Origin of the sequence: Paenibacillus sp. FSL W7-1279, assembly GCF_037969845.1 — a bacterium.
Classification (GTDB): Bacteria; Bacillota; Bacilli; order Paenibacillales; family Paenibacillaceae; genus Paenibacillus_AQ.
On the sequence record NZ_CP150215.1, the window covers coordinates 1,341,441 to 1,358,253 of the forward strand.

General features: G+C 46.5%; 15 protein-coding genes. 9 read left to right on the forward strand and 6 right to left on the reverse strand.

Going from position 1 to position 16,813, the window contains the following annotated elements:
* The first annotated feature begins 141 nt into the window (after positions 1 to 141).
* The 3 genes from MKY82_RS05695 to MKY82_RS05705 all read left to right on the forward strand — a co-directional run bounded on the left by MKY82_RS05695 (position 142) and on the right by MKY82_RS05705 (position 3,623).
* A complete protein-coding gene (locus MKY82_RS05695) occupies positions 142 to 1,053 on the forward strand; it encodes an ABC transporter permease subunit (RefSeq protein ID WP_194541118.1) in 912 nt (303 codons plus the stop codon).
* Positions 1,054 to 1,085: 32 nt separating this feature from the next.
* Complete coding sequence (locus tag MKY82_RS05700; RefSeq protein WP_194541119.1) at positions 1,086 to 1,997, forward strand: carbohydrate ABC transporter permease; 912 nt, start codon at positions 1,086 to 1,088, stop codon at positions 1,995 to 1,997.
* 87 nt (positions 1,998 to 2,084) lie between these two features.
* Complete coding sequence (locus MKY82_RS05705; protein ID WP_339295704.1) at positions 2,085 to 3,623, forward strand: extracellular solute-binding protein; 1,539 nt, start codon at positions 2,085 to 2,087, stop codon at positions 3,621 to 3,623.
* A gap of 283 nt (positions 3,624 to 3,906) precedes the next feature.
* Here the strand turns inward: MKY82_RS05705 and MKY82_RS05710 are convergent, their stop codons facing one another.
* Positions 3,907 to 4,536, reverse strand: a complete 630-nt coding sequence (locus MKY82_RS05710; protein WP_339295705.1) for an NAD(P)H-dependent oxidoreductase — start codon at positions 4,534 to 4,536, stop codon at positions 3,907 to 3,909.
* Positions 4,537 to 4,669: 133 nt separating this feature from the next.
* Between MKY82_RS05710 and MKY82_RS05715 the strand changes: the two genes are divergently transcribed.
* The 3 genes from MKY82_RS05715 to MKY82_RS05725 all read left to right on the forward strand — a co-directional run bounded on the left by MKY82_RS05715 (position 4,670) and on the right by MKY82_RS05725 (position 7,745).
* A complete protein-coding gene (locus tag MKY82_RS05715; protein ID WP_339295706.1) occupies positions 4,670 to 5,029 on the forward strand; it encodes a winged helix-turn-helix transcriptional regulator in 360 nt (119 codons plus the stop codon).
* A 229-nt stretch (positions 5,030 to 5,258) separates the two neighbouring features.
* Positions 5,259 to 6,215: an SDR family NAD(P)-dependent oxidoreductase gene (locus MKY82_RS05720; RefSeq protein ID WP_339295707.1), complete on the forward strand. Its 957-nt coding sequence runs from the start codon at positions 5,259 to 5,261 to the stop codon at positions 6,213 to 6,215.
* A 54-nt stretch (positions 6,216 to 6,269) separates the two neighbouring features.
* Positions 6,270 to 7,745, forward strand: a complete 1,476-nt coding sequence (locus MKY82_RS05725; protein WP_339295708.1) for a multicopper oxidase family protein — start codon at positions 6,270 to 6,272, stop codon at positions 7,743 to 7,745.
* 180 nt (positions 7,746 to 7,925) lie between these two features.
* On the opposite strand, the gene MKY82_RS05730 is transcribed toward MKY82_RS05725, so the two are convergent.
* The gene (locus MKY82_RS05730) at positions 7,926 to 8,633 is read right to left on the reverse strand and encodes a hypothetical protein (protein WP_339295709.1); all 708 of its coding nucleotides are present in this window, start codon (positions 8,631 to 8,633) and stop codon (positions 7,926 to 7,928) included.
* Between the two features lie 265 nt (positions 8,634 to 8,898).
* Between MKY82_RS05730 and MKY82_RS05735 the strand changes: the two genes are divergently transcribed.
* The 3 genes from MKY82_RS05735 (at position 8,899) to MKY82_RS05745 (ending at position 11,307) form a co-directional block, all read left to right on the forward strand.
* Positions 8,899 to 9,243 (forward strand): DUF3221 domain-containing protein, encoded by a 345-nt coding sequence (locus tag MKY82_RS05735; RefSeq protein ID WP_194541124.1) that lies wholly within the window; start codon positions 8,899 to 8,901, stop codon positions 9,241 to 9,243.
* Positions 9,244 to 9,804: 561 nt separating this feature from the next.
* The gene (locus MKY82_RS05740; RefSeq protein ID WP_339222015.1) at positions 9,805 to 10,662 is read left to right on the forward strand and encodes a hypothetical protein; all 858 of its coding nucleotides are present in this window, start codon (positions 9,805 to 9,807) and stop codon (positions 10,660 to 10,662) included.
* 93 nt (positions 10,663 to 10,755) lie between these two features.
* Entirely contained in the window at positions 10,756 to 11,307 is a 552-nt protein-coding gene (locus MKY82_RS05745; protein WP_339222017.1) for a delta-aminolevulinic acid dehydratase, read from the forward strand.
* 98 nt (positions 11,308 to 11,405) lie between these two features.
* On the opposite strand, the gene MKY82_RS05750 is transcribed toward MKY82_RS05745, so the two are convergent.
* The 4 genes from MKY82_RS05750 to MKY82_RS05765 all read right to left on the reverse strand — a co-directional run bounded on the left by MKY82_RS05750 (position 11,406) and on the right by MKY82_RS05765 (position 16,794).
* Positions 11,406 to 12,194, reverse strand: coding sequence for a response regulator (locus MKY82_RS05750; RefSeq protein ID WP_071221356.1), 789 nt, complete (start codon positions 12,192 to 12,194; stop codon positions 11,406 to 11,408).
* Complete coding sequence (locus tag MKY82_RS05755; RefSeq protein ID WP_194541127.1) at positions 12,187 to 13,887, reverse strand: sensor histidine kinase; 1,701 nt, start codon at positions 13,885 to 13,887, stop codon at positions 12,187 to 12,189. The genes MKY82_RS05750 and MKY82_RS05755 overlap by 8 nt, the downstream gene beginning before the upstream one ends.
* Positions 13,888 to 14,032: 145 nt before the next feature.
* Positions 14,033 to 15,688, reverse strand: a complete 1,656-nt coding sequence (locus MKY82_RS05760; RefSeq protein WP_194541128.1) for an iron ABC transporter permease — start codon at positions 15,686 to 15,688, stop codon at positions 14,033 to 14,035.
* Complete coding sequence (locus tag MKY82_RS05765) at positions 15,685 to 16,794, reverse strand: ABC transporter ATP-binding protein (protein ID WP_194541129.1); 1,110 nt, start codon at positions 16,792 to 16,794, stop codon at positions 15,685 to 15,687. Before MKY82_RS05765 ends, MKY82_RS05760 begins: the two co-directional genes overlap by 4 nt.
* Positions 16,795 to 16,813: the final 19 nt, after the last annotated feature.

Below are 16,813 nucleotides of genomic sequence, written 5' to 3' on the forward strand. Positions count from 1 at the left end.
CCGATTACCGCACAATCCTTAAGTTGAGTACCCTTTGTGACACAATGAGGACTATTCCGAAATCCTCCTTCCATACATAATAAACACTGTCAGGATTTGGCCACATCGGACAGACCAGATCGAATGGAGGGATACTATAAATTGAGAATGTTTAGGGATCTTGTAAAGAATCGGAGCTTGTATTCGATGGCGATACCGGGAGTCATCTTTCTCGTTGTCTTCTCCTATATTCCTCTGTCCGGACATCTGCTAGCGTTCAAGGACTTTCAGATCAGCAAAGGTATATGGGGCAGTGATTGGGTGGGGCTGGATAACTTCCGCTTTTTTTTCTCCAATCGGGATTGGATTCAAGTTACGGTCAATACGGTTTATTTAAATGCGCTGTTCATTATTTTCGAGATGGTTTTTGCGCTTCTCATTGCTCTCTTCTTGAATGAGATTCGCTTGAAATGGTTTAAACGTACGATACAATCCGTCGTCTTCCTTCCTTACTTCATTTCCTGGGTTGTCGTAGGGTATATGACATTCATTCTATTCAACAACACGGACGGTCTAATTAACCGCGTGCTGAGCATGAGCGGACTTCAAGCCGTCGATTGGTACCAGACCCCGTGGGTATGGCCGATTATTCTAACCTTAACGCGAATCTGGAAGAGTGCCGGTTACTACTCGATTATTCTGATCGCTGCCATTACCGGGTTCTCCTCCGACTATTATGAGAGCGCTCGCCTGGACGGAGCCACGAGGCTGCAGCAGATGAAATACATTACGCTGCCTTTGCTGAAGCCGCAAATCATCATTCTCGTCCTCTTGGGAGTCGGACGTATCTTCTATGGTGATTTCGGTATGATCTACGGAATTATCGGGGACAACGGGATTCTATTTCCGACGACCGATGTCATCGATACATACTCCTATCGGGCGTTAAGGCAGCTGGGCAATTTTAGCATGTCATCGGCTATCGTGTTCTATCAGTCTATTATGGGGCTTATCGCCGTCGTTTCGTTTAATGCGCTGGTTCGGAAAATCGATAACGACTCCAGATTATTTTAGTTTTGAGAAATCCAATGGGAGGTGAATTCCATATGAATCGTCCGGTTGCTCTGATCACGCCCCCACGAGTTCGACGGACAAACGGGTTCTCCGATAAAATGGCGGTGTTCTTATTCGGACTGTTTTTGATTCTATTTGCACTGGTTTGTTTGTTTCCTTTTTGGCTGATGGTCATCAATTCGTTCTCCAGCACCCGAAGCTTGGCGGTGAACGGATACTCCGTATGGCCGGATGAATTTACGCTGGAGTCGTATCGCTTTCTCCTTCAGGGCAAGCAAATGTTTACCAGCTATGGCATCACCATTGCGGTAACAGCCATCGGAACCGTATTCGGCCTCGTTGTCACCGCGTTGTTTGCATACGTGCTGGCCCATCCGAAGAACCGATACGGCGGCTTCCTCTCGTTCATGACCTATGTGCCGATGGTCTTCGGCTCGGGGCTCGTCGGCTTCTATCTTCTCGTTGTTCAGTGGCTGCATCTGAAAGATACGCTATGGGCGCTTGTGCTCCCCTATGTCATGAATCCATTCTTTGCGTTTATCCTGGTCTCGTTCTATCGCTCGTTGCCTTATGAGCTGAACGAATCGGCTAATATGGACGGCGCCGGAGAGTGGACGATCTTCTTCAAAATTATCCGGCCGATCTCAACGCCGGTTATTGCGACGATCAGCTTGTTCTATGCGCTGCAATATTGGAACGATTGGTGGCTGTCGCTTCTGTTTATCGACAACAGTGATATGTACCCGCTTCAGCTGCTTCTTCGGCAGCTCATGTCGCAGATGCAGCTCACGTCGCTTAATCACGGCAATGTGCTGACGCTGCCGCCGGCGGAAGGGGTCAAGTTGGCAACGGTATGCCTGACGATCGGCCCGATTATACTCGTCTATCCAATGGTCCAGAAATATTTCGTTAAAGGTCTGACCCTCGGCTCGGTGAAAGGTTAAGATTGGGGCTCTACGCAAATGGCTGAGCGCGTTATAGACTGGCCAGCCGCTTATACATAAGTTGATAATTTGAAGGGAGTCATTTACATGGCCAAATCAAAACGCAAATTCTTGGTGACAGCGCTGCTCGGACTAGCCATCGCTTTGTCCGGGTGCTCCGGATCCGGCGGGGGCGCCTCCGCGCCGGGCGATGCCGGGGAAACCGGAGATCCGTCCTTTGAACCGGTCACTTTGGAGGTTGTCATTCCGGGGGCAAAAGGAGCTAATTATGACGAGGTGCTGGCCGAAGTCAACAAGCGATTAAAAGCCGAAATCAATACGCAGGTTAAATTTACATTTGTCGACTTTGCCGATCTAAATCAGAAGACCAACGTCATGCTGGCTTCGGGAGAGAGCGTGGATTTGATGTTTGATGCCCCGTGGCTGCATTTGGACACGATGGCTTCCCAGGGCTATTACGAAGAATTAAGCGAACTGCTGGACCAATACGGCCCTAATGTGAAAAAGACGAGGCCGCAACAAATGTGGGACGCGAACAAAATTAACGGTAATATCTACGGCGTTCCCTTAGGAAGCGCCTATACCCAACAGAGGTCGATCTTCATCCGAAAGGACCTGAGGGAGCAGTTAAACTTGCCGCCCGTAAAGACGTATGAAGATCTAAAAGCTTATCTCTACGCCGTTCGTGACAGTAACTCCGGCATCACGCCGCTCCTCGCGGGCGCAGACGACGTCACCTACAGCTGGGTCAACTGGCTGATCCGGGACGATACCAGCGTCAACATTCGTCCAACGAATTTTGCTGGCGCCAGCTTGATGCTGTATTACAAGGGCAACGATGGCAAGGTCTACAACTTCTTTGAAACCCAGGAACCAAAGATCTGGTCGGGCATCCAGGATGTCCGCAAGCTGTTCGTTGACAAAGTCATGTCGCAGGATGTCTTGACGAATAAAAGCGGTCCGGGGGACATGCAGCTCCAGAACAAAGTCGCGGCCACGCCCCAAATGGCCTTTGGCATTCCCAAGACGTACAACGATCAGTTGAAGCAGGTCGTGCCCGATGGAGAGCTGGAAGCCGTCCGTCTATTCGATCTGACCCCTGGAAAGAACCTATCCAATTACAAAATGGATAATTTCATCTGTATTGTGAAGACGAGCAAACATAAAGACCGGGCGATGATGTTCCTCGATTGGGCCAACCGGCAGGAGAATTATGATTTGTTGGAGCACGGCATCGAAGGCGTGAACTGGAAAGCGGTCGGCGAGCATCAATACGATACACTGAACAACGATGGCGGCATTGTCTCGTTCCAGCTCATGTTGAATCCTGCGTTAGAGCGGGAGTGGGCCGGTATCGACGAAGAGACCCGAGAGTATAGTCAATTCATTACGCAAGCCGACAACTTCACGAAGGATATTATGACCGGCTTCACTTTCGATCCGACGCCGGTGAAGAACGAAGTGGCCCAGTTCGCGACCATTCAGGCCAAATATTATAGCGGATTATTTAACGGCGCGCTTGATCCGGACGAATACTTTGCCAGATTCAAAACGGAAGGCGAAGCGGTGCTGAAGAAAATCCAGAATGAGCTGCAGAATCAGGTCGACGCCTTCTTGGCAAAATAGACCTACCGTTCCGCAAAAAAAATGACCGCTTCTGGTAGGAAGCGGTCAGCCTGTTGAAAAACTTCAACAGGCTTTTTTTAAATTATAAAATATATAAATTTCAGCGAAGCTGAATTCTGTAATCGCTAGAAAAACGACATTCAAAAAGTCTGTCTTCTGTGAAAGTACGTCGATCGACGTTTATCTTATTATTTAGGGATCGATGCGAATTGATTTCCTGCAGATGAGGCCCCCTTAAAGAAAATCAGAACCAGCTTTTGAAGGCTGACTTTACTTTCCTAAATTAGAATCGTTGGGCGACTTCCTTAGCATGTGCGATTGCTTTTTCTTTAATAGCCGGAGCTTGCTCCGATGATGCCGTTCCTTCAACCAAAATCGCCTCAGTCGATATCCCATAGAACTGTAAAACCTTATTCAAATAACTGTATCCCATTTCAAGTGGGGCAAGAGGACCTTCCGAATAAATGGAACCGCTAGCTTGAATATGCAAGGCTTTCTTGTCGGGCAATAGCCCTATAGGACCGTTTTTGGTATATCTGAACGTCTTCCCCGGAATTGAAGTCGCATCCGTGTATGCTTTCAAGACTGGCGGGACCGAGAAATTCCACATCGGGGAAACATATACGTACTTATCAGCGGTCACGAATTGATCAACAATCGCCCCAAGACGGTCTACTTTTGATTTCTCGGCATCAGACAGTTGATTGAACGATGAACCCGTCCGAAGCTTTTCCCAACCGCGTAAAACATCGGCATCGATTTGTGGAATATTCTCTTGGTACAGATCCAAATGAACCACTTCGTCGGTTGGATTTGCTTGACGATAAGTTTCTATAAATTCTTCCCCTACCGCGAGACTAAATGATGACTGGGAATCCAGGGGGTGTGCGGTGATGTACAGTACTGTTGTCATGAATCCAAACTTCCCTTCTGTAATAATATTAGATACGCTTTACAGGTTAATCATATAATATATATTTCTTTTGGGAAGTACGCACAATAATGTGGTATAGTATTAAAAAAGGTACTGTAAGGGAGACGGATGTATGCAAAAGGACCCTATCCAATGTCAATTCGTTGTGGCGCTGGATTCGATCGTCGGCAAATGGAAGCCGATGATCCTTTATCATTTGCTTAAAGGTGAACCTTTGCGGTTCAATGAGCTAAGAAGATTGCTGCCGGATATCACGCAAAGGATGCTTACACTCCATCTGCGCGAATTGGAGGAGGAAGAGATCGTTAAACGAGTCATCTATCCGCAAATCCCGCCGAAAGTGGAATATTCCATCACGGAATACGGTAAGAGCCTGTCTCCGATTTTGGAATCCTTACATCAATGGGGAGTGGCTCATGTCGAGCGAAAGCAGCTAAAAAAGGCGAATAACGAACAAACAGAGACGGACTAGCGTTCGAGATTGCGCTAGTCCGTTTCTTTCTGCATCGATTCGCAAAATATAGCGAAAATGCTCTACAAAGGGACAGGGGAACACTTGACGGTCGTTCCGGCCAATTGTTCGGCTATTTGCCGATGCCATAAATTTGAAATTTGGTTATTGACTAATCAATCACAACTTGCTATAGTGTGATCATAAGTTAGTGATTGATCAATCACAAATAAGAGGAGTGTTGATGAACATGAAAAAAGCAATTGTAGTGGGTGCAACGGGTGGTACTGGTGCTGTTATTACGGCTGAGTTGGTAAAAAGGGGGTTGCCTGTGATTGCATTTGGACGGTCGCGGCAAAAGCTGGAGGAGCTTGCAAGAGAACTCGGCAATCCTTCACATCTTACATTAGCAATCGGGGATGCATACCGGCCGGATGACATTGTATCTGCGGCAAAAGAGGCGGAGGTATTGTTCCATTGTGCGAACGTCCCATACCACGAAATGGAGAGTAAATTGATTCCGCTCGGCGAAGCCATCATGGAGGCTGCCAATCGATTAAGCTTGAAGGTTGTCGCAATAGACGGAATTTACCCTTATGGAAGAAGACAGATGGATTGGGTAACCGAGGAGCATCCAAAAAAACCTCATACCAAAAAGGGTAAAGTGCGCCTTGCTTTTGAGCAGATGATCTTTAGCAGCAGATGGAAGAATGTGTCTGCGATGATTGTTCGTTTGCCGGACTATTACGGACCGACTGCAAATCAAGCTTCCTATCTGGGAGGGACACTCGAAGCGATCGCCGCAGGCAAAATGGCATTTTTCATCGGAAACATGAAGGTTCCTCGCGAATATGTGTACTTGCCTGATGCGGCAGTTATGATTGTAGAGCTTGCGAGACAGGATCAGGCATATGGTCAAAATTGGAATATTCCCGGGGCGGATATTATTTCCGGTCATGAGATTGTCCGCATCGCCCAGCAAGCCTCCGGTATGAAGAAGCCTGTTATTGCTCTTGGCAAGGCTGGATTGTCGCTGCTCGGTCTATTCGTCCCCGTCATGAAGGAGATTGTCGAAATGCTTTACTTAACGAAGGAGCCGCTGCGCCTAAGCGGGGATAAATATAAGCGTTTTATCGGCCCAATTCCGGCTACGAAGCCGGCGGATGGAATTGCCGCAACGATTCGCGCACTGCAGAAAAAACGATGAACATTTTTATAAATAAGTAATTGATTGATCAATCATAAAAAGGAGTGAAAGCTTATGCGGAGGCTAACTTGGAAAGGGAAGGTCGGTATAGCGGGGTTGGGAGTGGCGATTCTGCTGGGTGTGTTGGTTGGCACGTACTTTTGGCAAATTCGCATGCAAAAACCATATGAAGTAAATATGGGCGAAATGCATCACATGGAAGGGATGGCGGGCCATCAGCATGGAACCGCCTCTGCAGCAACCCACCAGGCTTCACTGGCGACACGGTCATGCGAAGCAATTACAGAGGGGGAGAGCGACGCGCCCGTACGCGAGTTTCGGCTCACGGCCTCACAGAGCGAGAAAAAATTAGATAATGGTGATATCGAGAAGGTTTGGACATTCAACGGCCTCACGCCAGGACCAGAAATTCGAGTTGCCGAAGGTGAAAGAGTCCGTGTCGTGCTAGACAACAAGGACATTCAAGAAGGGGTTACCATCCATTGGCACGGGATTGTTCTTCCTTGTTCGCAGGATGGAGTAGCGGGTGTGACGCAGGATGCCGTAAAGCCCGGAGAGCAGTATACGTACGAATTTATAGCAGACTCTCCCGGAACGTATTGGTATCACTCTCATCAGGCTAGCTCCATCCAGGTTGAAAAGGGCTTGCTGGGGAATTTCATTGTCGATCCTCAGCAGGATCGGTTCGAATACGATCAGGAGGAAACGATACTTATCCAACAGTTAAATGGAACTTATCTCATGAACGGTTCAACAAAGGGAACGCATATCGAGGCGGCTCCCGGAAAGAAAGTCAGACTGAGGATGATCAATGCTGCGAACGAAACGGAAACGATTCGCGTCGACGGGGCCTCTTACCGAATAATTGCGATGGATGGCCATGACCTCCACGAACCGGGGATGCTGGAGCATTATAAATTTCTAATGGGAGCGGGCCAGCGTTATGATCTTCTCTTTGAGATGCCGCGGCAAGGTAAAGTTGTCGTCACGAGTGAATCAGGTTTGAATGTGACACTCGGGACCGGTAGCGAACCGGAGATCCGTTCGGATCACAGCTTATTCAGATGGACCGACTATGGAGAACCAGATCCGAATGCTCCTGTAGACAAATTAACCTACGATCAGTCCTATACCTTAAAGCTCGATCAGAATCTGTTCATCAACTCCATTAACGAAAAAAGTTTTCATGAAATACCACCTCTGGTGGTCAAGGAAGGCCAGCGTGTAAAAATGACGATTACGAATGCTGGCGGAGGGGACCACCCTTTTCATTTGCATGGGCACATATTTCAGGTGCTAAGCCATAACGGCCAGGCTTTGAGCGGAAGTCCCGTATATCTTGATACATTATTAACGCAAGAAGGTGATACTTACGAGGTGTACGTAAAGGCGGATAACCCGGGACTATGGATGATGCATTGCCACAATCTGATGCACGCATCTATGGGAATGAGCATGATGTTCAATTATGAAGGTATTTCGACGCCATTTCGGGTCGGGACAAAATCGGGAAATTTACCGGACTTATGATCGGTATGTTGTTCGAATTTGTGTGAATTATTTCATCGAAAAAATGCACTATCAACCTTGATAATGCATTTCCTCTAGCTAATCTATTCTGATATGAATTGTTTTTTTATTGCTTCACAATCAAATATAATACTAGTAAGGATGGTGGAGTCATTTCTCATAGAGCCAAGTTGGCTCTAATTATTTTGGACTCACTAATTCCTCACCCTTGACCCTCCAGATATCCGCACCGACTACAAAAGTATTGGATTCTTTATCATATGTCACTTCCTGCGCATCAAGCGCCTCGTTTAGACTCGTTGCAACGATATGAGCATTCTTGATTTTGTAAATTGATGTTTGGGCAGCAGTACCAACGGTAGCAATAATTTCATTGGTTCCGTCCTGGTCAACATCTGCTTCCACCGTATGCGCTTCAATTTGCAATACTTTTGGAGAGTTTGTATCCGTTTGAATATAGTAACTAATTGGGCAATTAGCTCCACATGCTCCTGTTACTTTTATATAATTCTTATCAAGTGCATTAACTAGACTAATTGTGTATTGATCGGTATTTTCAGCAGAGTAACCAACTTGACCAATTTCAAAAATATTCGTTCCAATCTTTATAGCTGCAAAAATATTTTGATCATCTTGATTTTTTTGATAATAATAGGTAGTGTAATTATCTATCTCTTGTTTGAGTATGACTTTAGTCAAGTCTGTTTCAACATTTTTTTTCAGTGGTTTTTCTAGGTCCACTTCTGTGAAACTTAGGGAATATGGCATACGATGTTCGCCGATGTCAGATTCATCAATTGTTGAATTAGATACGAGGACATCAGACGCCTGATTGCAACCGGCGAGGAGACAAAATACTGTTAACAACGCTATTCCTATTCTTCTCACGTAGTACCCACCTTTTTTCGTGGTGTTTTAGTTTACAAATTTCATTATATTGGATATATGAATTCGAAAAGTTGATACTATGTATTTCTTTAAATAAATTTTAGTAACAATTTAGGTCAAATAAGGATTTAACTAAAATATCTCCAGTGGATATTATCCCCTAATAAAGATGATTTATGGGATATCTTTTTAAAGAGTCTCCTAGGTGGAGAATATATAAAGTTCTTAGAGAGAAGTAAACAGTGAATATGTAAGGGGCAAACTAATGAAGAAAATAAAATGGATGCTAGTAATATGCTGTCTCCTCTTTATATTGAGCGCTTGTAATATTGTCGATTCCGATTACCAACAGATGCAAGGAGTCGTAAAAGAAGTCGATTCCCCAAATAACAGAATACTACTCATAGCCAATTTAACAGAGGGGGATTTAAAGAAAGATACGCAAGAAGTGATCAAATCTGGCGAATATAGGGAAGTCGTATGGGTGAGTAAGATTGATCCCTCAAAATTTACAGTTGGTGAAGAAATCATTGTTTACTATGAGACTAGGGAAGACTCTTATCCTGGCAAGATGGCAGCTAAAAAATACGAGAAGCTAGAGATCCAATAATATTGCCGATTTAAGCAGCACATTATAAAAAAAGTCCCAACACCTCCGCCAGCACCAGCTAAAGCTAAACCCTCCGCTTACTATTACGACCTCCTGTGTAGTGGAGGGGATCGAGTTTAAGGTAGACCATGCAAATTATACTGGTCAGAGAGTAAGAATTACCGCTGATACAGATCAATTAGAATCTCAGCCGCCAATTAGAGCAGTTAAAGAAATAGAAATAATCCAATAAAATGAATCCATATACACCCATTTAATGAAATAGGGAATCATGTTGTTAGTTATTCATAGGTAGAGGATTTTGCACGTGCCTTAATCCGAGGCTCAACATAAACGAAAGTGCGGTTCTCCGGTAATTAACGGCTTCACAACGTTATAAAACGCCTTCTTATGCGTAGGACTTGCGCCCAGCTCGATAATACCAGCTGGGCGCATTTTTGCGTTATTAAATAGCCGCCAGCCATCATCATGCAATGGAAAGTTTCTTCAATAATATAAAGAGGAAAAAACACCATGAATTCGAATATACTCTAGAAACTATACGAAGAGAGGGATACGCTAATGGATATGCAGACGCTAGCAGAGAGAATGAGTGCCGGCGTGTTTAACGATATTCTGAAACGTGACTTTTCACAGGACATGATTTCTGAATTAGAACAGATGAACGCGGTCCAAATGGAAAACAAACTGAAAGACATATTAGCCGTACCGATAGGTATATCCAAGCAGAGGGTATTCGAATATCTTCAATTGTATTATTCGGCCTCTTGGCAGAATCTTTTCATGGAGCTGAATATGCCCCGTGCGTTAAGTCTTTTGGAGGTTGGTGCCGGTGATGTTGTTTACATTCCAAAGGCTTTAGATGCTTATTCCAACAACATGGGAACCTATGTGACTGCCAATCTCAACAGGGATCTGACACGAAACTTTCAGGAGAAAACGAAAGGGATGGACGTCAGTATACGGGTTGTTGAGGACGATGCAGCCAATGTCGGTTTATATTATCCGGAGTCCTCTTTTGACGTTGTCGCTTATCACCACGCTATTAACGATATCATCCAGACCATTATCGCGGATCGTGAGGGCATTGATACAGTAAATCAAGATTGGTGGACAATCGAACCTCAAATGTTACAAACTGTTATGGATTATCACCGAAAAGGCATATTGAAGGATGCAGCATATCATGCGTTTATCCAAATCATTGACACAAGCCGTAAGCAGTTAAAAAGAGGGGGATACATGATATTCGATAACATTACTTATTCTGGATATGATGAAATGGGGTATTCCTCTGAATTCCACAGCAACTATATCCAACTGGCTAGAAGCTGGATTAGCGAAGCGAATCTAGGATTGGAAGAGGTTGAAGTCGAATCGTATGATAAGCAATGGTGGATGATACTGAGAAAAGTGTGATGACTGGTTGAAAAAGGAAATGCGGTCGGCAATAATAGAATGGGCTCCAATTCCAAATCCATATAATTATCATTGTCAGGAGTTGATACAGAAGTGAGTAAGCCTGTTATGCAGGTCGCTCTGGTCGTCGGACCGGATTGCGACATGGAGAGCCAAGCGGTAAGGGCGGCTCTGGAGTATTTCGGGGTGCGCGTCTTTACATACTGGATCGGGACGCCGAATGATCTGATCTCCGTCTTGTCAGGCGTTGATCTATATGAAGGCACCGATATGATCCTGTTGAATTTTCACGGGGATGAAGGCAGCTTGATTATGCCGGAGCTCGGCGAAGAGGTATACGAGGAGGAGGAGCCGAAGGGCGACTTCGGGGCAGATGAGGTTCGGCGCTATGCGAAGCTGGACGGGAAGACGGTAATCGCGAACGGCTGCTCGCTGGGGGATCCAGCACTGGCCGAAGCTTTCCTGGAGCGGGGCTGCAAGATGTATATCGGGCCGGATGACTATCCGGACGGCAACGATGCGCTGATGTTTGTTCTGCGGCTGTTCTATGAGATTGTTCAGCAGGGACGGGACGTGAAGGAAGCCTTTGCCCAAGCTGTAGCGATGAGTGATGAACTATCCATGTACCGTTTGTATGAACGATAGCAATCATAGATAAAGATTCCACACCCCTGCTCATGTCTTGCAGGGGTGTGTGCAAATATAAGTACGATCGAGCACCTCTCGTATCTAGATTACCCGTTCTATCCATTCTTCTCCTCGAAATATTCCTGATACTGGCTCGGCGTGACGTGGGCGTACTTCTTGAAGATGCTTATAAAATACTTGTAATCGCTAAATCCGATATCCTGCGCGATGGTATAAACTTTGTTATCGCCTGACTTCAGTAATTCGATCGATTTCTGGATGCGATAACGGTTAAGAAACTCATTAAACGTATAGCTGGTCTCTGCCTTGAATTTCTGGTTCAGGTAATAGGCGCTTAATCCGATCTCCTCCACGAGATCATGAATGCTGATCTTCTTGGCATAATTCTCCTGTACATAGGCGATCATTTTGGCCACGTATTTTGAGGTTTTGGTTTCCTTCTCCAGAAACTTGCTGTTAAGAATCTCCTCCTTTTCCTGCGGATGATTCGAGATCACTTCATATTTGCGGATTAAATCCACTTTAGCTTTGGCCGATTCGAGTGCCGCGACCAGCTGCTCGTCCTCTAAGGGCTTTACCAGAAACTCGCTCACGCCTAACTGGAGCGCCTGCTGCGCAAGGTGGAATTCATTATAACCGGAGATAATAATGCTGCTGAAGGTATGCTGCTTGAGGCCTTCCCGAATCATCGAGATGCCATCCATGATCGGCATGGTGATGTCGGTTATGACGATATCCGGCTTGAGCTCGCAGATCTTCTCGTAACCATCCTGACCATTCAACCCTTCCTCAATGACGATGCAATCGTATTGAACCCAATCGATGCTGAACCGGATGCCCCTGCGAATCATATCCTCATCTTCGACCAGCAGTACTTTAAACATGATATCCACTCCATTCGTAAGGAATTGTTAGTGCCACGCAGGTGCCTTTTCCTTGCGCGCTGTCAATGTGGATGCCGGATTCTTCACCATATAGAAGAACTAAACGACGGTGAACGTTATACAGCCCGATATGCTGCGTCGTGTTTGTCTGGCTTTGCAAAATCTGATTCACTTCCTGCAGTTTCTCTTTACTCATGCCTTGCCCGTTGTCGCGAACCTCCAGAATGAGCTTGCCGTTGGAGGTGTAGATGTTAATCTCAATCAGCACATCACTTTGATTCTCATAGCCATATTTGATAGCGTTTTCGATAATCGGCTGCAGCAGAAGCTTGGGGACGTATACATCCAGCGTTTCCTCCGCTACGGCAATCCGGTATTCCAGCCGATCATTGAACCGAATTTGCTGCAGCTTTAGATAATCCCGTACATAATTCATGTCATTCTTAAGTTGAACATTGCGATCATGTCCGATGCTGTACCTTAACAAGCGGGATAGAATCAGCACGATGTCCTGGGCCTGATTGGCATCGATCTTAATGGCATAGCGCAGGGTTTCCAGAACATTAAAAATAAAATGCGGATGGAACTGCGATTGCAGCTGCTTTACCTCAATAATGGTGCGAAGCTCCGACAGCTCTTTATTTTTCTCGATCAATTCTTTCAGCCGATCCAGCATCACATTGTACTCATCGCCCAGAATTTGAAACTCGTCATTTGTCTGAATATCGACATAGCCATTGAAGTTACCTTCGCGCAGCTGTGCCAAGGCATGAATTAATTTATCGATGGATTCGGAATTGCGCGTCGACATTTTGTTCGCCAGGAACTGGATCAACACCCACAGCAGCAGGCTGGCCGCAAGGACAAAGAAAGACACCGTATAATAGGTGTATTGCTCCGATTTATAGGAGTTCAGCGTAATGACTTGAATCGGTGTGTCAGGGATTCGTTTGGCATACATATAATACTTGCCTTCGTTCAGCAGAACATGTCCCCTGTTATCGAGCTTGGGGCTGAATTTGTTGAGAACCCCTTTGGTCACATTGCTGGTCGTGGCAATTATGGTGTTATGTTCATCCGTGATCATGGCAATCTCATTATTTTGTTCGAAAATCATCTTCTGAATGTCGGATTCATACAGCTGATAGATGATATAGCCTATCGTCCGCTTGTCCTTCACGATGGCTTTGCCAAACGTGTAGCTCGTATCGCGGTCATGCGAATAACGAAAACTGTTCATTTCGGTAAGCGTGTCGCCGGGCCGCTGATCGATCCGATGAATGAGATTGCCGAAGGCAAAATTGGAATACAGTGCATCCGCCGGGGCGGAGCTTGCCAGAAAGACCCCGTCCGTATTGACGATATGAAAAATACTCTTTACCTTCTGCCGGTTGTTGAAATCATAGAAGGCAGAGTACACCTGTTCGCTGCCCAGATGCGAGCTTACATAATTGATCACGGTAGGAGAAACGGCCATCCGGTGAATCTCCTCGTCGTACTGCTGATACACGCCGGAAATGGACTGACTGATGGACTGGGCGGCTTCGGTCGTTTTTTGGGTTAGGTTCATTCTGCCATTAATAATCGTGAACGCCAAAAACAATACGATTAAGATGGAGAACGGGATCATCGTATAGATGCGAAATAAATGACGGGTTGATTCCTTGAAATTACGATAATGTGTTGGTTTCATGCTGCCCTCCATCTGCGATAAGGCCCTCGATCCTATTATACTGACTCGCGGTAACCGCAGATAATCCAAATACATCCAAGCCGGACCTTCATGCTGCAGGTGCCGACTTGGATGTAGTCTTTCGTTATGAGTTCTTCTCTTCACATTACATGGAAACTTCCTTTTGTCCGGAGAGCTTCAGGAAGACGAGCAGCGACACGACCGTAATGACGGTAAGAATGGTTGACAGCGCTGCCGCCACGCCGTAGTTTCCGCGGATGACCTCGGTGTAGATGGCAACCGTTACGGTCTTGGTCTTGCCTGTATAAAGAATGATCGAGGTGCTTAGTTCGGTGATGATGGTAATCCAGCTTAAGATCGCGCCGGAGACGACGCCTGCCAGCATCATCGGAAGCGTGATCTTGAAGAACGTCTTCATCTGGGAAGCGCCCAGACTGATCGCCGCTTCCTCGATCCCATCGTTAATCTGATGCAGAATGGCCGCACTGGATCGAATCGTATAAGGCAGCCGCCGGATGACAAACGAAATGATCATGATGACGGCTGTTCCGCTTAGCGCCAGCGGCTTATTGTTGAACGTGATCAATAGAGCAATCCCGAGTATGGAACCGGGAACGATATACGGGAACATTGTGAAAATGTCCAATGTGTTCGTCAGTGCATTCTTCCTGCGAACGGTTACGTAAGCAATCAGTATCGCTAACAGAATGATGGCGACCAGCGAGACGATGGCCAGAAAGAACGTGTTCAGAATGACGCCGCCAATATTACTGAAAGCCTCTTGATAGCTTTGGAGCGAAAATCCTTTTACAAAGATTCTGCCGTTGGATTTCAGGAACGAAGTATAGATGACATAGAGCTGCGGCAGCAGTGCGATTAACGTATACAGATAGATAACGGCATGAGCCGCAATGTTGCCGATCCCCTTCTTCTTCTTGGCTTCGATCGGATGCAGTGCACTCATCGTAAAGGATTTGCGATTGGCTACGAATTTTTGCAGTAGAAATATCGTGGTGGCGAACAGAACGACGATGACACTGATCGCTGCCGCAAAGCCGTCGTCGCCCCCGACCTCACTGATGAACTCGTTAAAGATCAGTACAGGCACGGTCTTGTATCCCTCACCGATCAGCATCGGCGTACCAAAATCGGCAAGCGCACGCATGAAGACGAGCAGGCCGCCTGCCAGCAGGGTTGGCGTAATGAGCGGAAGGAGCACTTTGCGCATTTTGCCTAAGCCTGTATAACCCATGCTCTCGGCTGCTTCCATCAACGATTGATCCATATTCTTCAGTGCGCCGGACACATACATGAAGATCAGAGGAACCATCTGCAAGGTTAAGACCACCAAGATCCCCGTAAATCCGTAGATATCCGGCATCGTAATGCCGAATGTGCTGCTAACGAATTTCGTAATGACGCCGCTTCTGCCCAGCAGCAGGATCCAGGAGTAAGCGCCAATGAAAGGAGCCGACATCGAGGAGATCAGAATCATGACCCGAATGGCCGAACTGCCTTTAATCTTCACCGTTGCCATGATGTAGGCCAGCGGCGTTGCGATAATGGCGGCAAGCAAGGTAACGCTGACGGTAACTTTCACGCTGTTGAACAGCGCGTTTAAATAATAGGGCTTACTGAAAAACTTCGTGAAATAGGCGAGGGAAAAATCGCCTGTCGTACCGTTGTACACACTCTTGAACAGCATCGTAAACAAAGGCAGAGCGAGAAAAAGAATGTAGAACACAAAGATCAGTAACGAAATGTTGGTCCAGACGTCAAATCGTTTGCGCGTCTCTCTCATAGCCGAGCGCCCCTAGTATAGTTCAGTTCGCCTGCCGCATCATAGACATTGATCTTCTCTTTTTTCACTTTGAGATAGATGACTTGGCCAGGCTCGAGGATCTGTGACGTTTTCGATTCCTGCGTGATCTCCATGCGTTGACCGGACGACAAGTCCACAAAATAATGGGTGTTCTGCCCCAGAAATACGCTGTGCACAATCGTTGCTTTCATGCCGGTTTGGTCCTCGGTTAGAATGAACTCTTCCGGCCGAACCGAGATTTGAACGTTAAGTGTATCAGCCTTGGCATCGGATTTCGGAACCTCGATGTTAGACAGCTCTTCCATATAGCCGGAGCCGAAGTGCAGGACATGGCTGTCTGCCAATTTGGTTAAAGTACCGCCAAGAATGTTGGTACGGCCGATAAAGGTTGCTACGAATACGTTTGCAGGACGCTGGTAAATCTCCTGTGGCGTTCCGAGATGCTGAATCACGCCGGATTTCATGACCGCGATGCGGTCGGATACCGCCATGGCTTCCTCCTGATCGTGCGTAACGTAGACGGTGGTAATCCCGACTTCTCGTTGAATGTCTTTAATGGCATTACGCATGTCGACCCGAAGCTTGGCATCCAGGTTGGATAGAGGCTCATCCATCAGCAGGACATCCGGGCGGATGACGATCGCTCTGGCTAGCGCAACGCGCTGCTGCTGGCCGCCGGACAGATTCTTCGGCATACGATCTTTATAGGGCTCAATCTGAACGACCTTTAAGATCTCATCCACCTTGGCGTTAATCTCCGCTTTGGATAATTTTCGATTCTCCAGTCCGAACGCGATGTTTCCTTTGACGGTTAAGTGAGGGAAGATCGCATAGCTCTGAAAGACCATCCCGATATTCCGCTTGCCCGGTTCCACCTGGTTAATGACGCGCTCGTTAAAATGAATGGTTCCGCCTTCAATGCTGTTGAAGCCGGCGATCATGCGCAGCAGTGTCGTCTTGCCGCACCCGGAAGGCCCGAGAAGGGTGAAGAATTCACCCTTTTTAATCTCCAGGGACAGCTCGGGAATGACGGTTGTGTCGCCGTATTTTTTGATTAAGTCTTGAATGGTTATGGTTACGCTCATGGTTGTCACCTGATTCTAT

What these genes read in the sequence shown, in the direction of transcription:
- MKY82_RS05740 (WP_339222015.1), top strand. Translation starts at nt 9,805, where the DNA reads ATGGATATGCAGACGCTAGCAGAGAGAATGAGTGCCGGCGTGTTTAAC.
- MKY82_RS05755 (WP_194541127.1), bottom strand. Translation starts at nt 13,887, where the DNA reads ATGAAACCAACACATTATCGTAATTTCAAGGAATCAACCCGTCATTTA.
- MKY82_RS05715 (WP_339295706.1), top strand. Translation starts at nt 4,670, where the DNA reads ATGCAAAAGGACCCTATCCAATGTCAATTCGTTGTGGCGCTGGATTCG.
- MKY82_RS05760 (WP_194541128.1), bottom strand. Translation starts at nt 15,688, where the DNA reads ATGAGAGAGACGCGCAAACGATTTGACGTCTGGACCAACATTTCGTTA.
- MKY82_RS05750 (WP_071221356.1), bottom strand. Translation starts at nt 12,194, where the DNA reads ATGTTTAAAGTACTGCTGGTCGAAGATGAGGATATGATTCGCAGGGGC.
- MKY82_RS05735 (WP_194541124.1), top strand. Translation starts at nt 8,899, where the DNA reads ATGAAGAAAATAAAATGGATGCTAGTAATATGCTGTCTCCTCTTTATA.
- MKY82_RS05720 (WP_339295707.1), top strand. Translation starts at nt 5,259, where the DNA reads ATGAAAAAAGCAATTGTAGTGGGTGCAACGGGTGGTACTGGTGCTGTT.
- MKY82_RS05725 (WP_339295708.1), top strand. Translation starts at nt 6,270, where the DNA reads ATGCGGAGGCTAACTTGGAAAGGGAAGGTCGGTATAGCGGGGTTGGGA.
- MKY82_RS05705 (WP_339295704.1), top strand. Translation starts at nt 2,085, where the DNA reads ATGGCCAAATCAAAACGCAAATTCTTGGTGACAGCGCTGCTCGGACTA.
- MKY82_RS05700 (WP_194541119.1), top strand. Translation starts at nt 1,086, where the DNA reads ATGAATCGTCCGGTTGCTCTGATCACGCCCCCACGAGTTCGACGGACA.
- MKY82_RS05710 (WP_339295705.1), bottom strand. Translation starts at nt 4,536, where the DNA reads ATGACAACAGTACTGTACATCACCGCACACCCCCTGGATTCCCAGTCA.
- MKY82_RS05765 (WP_194541129.1), bottom strand. Translation starts at nt 16,794, where the DNA reads ATGAGCGTAACCATAACCATTCAAGACTTAATCAAAAAATACGGCGAC.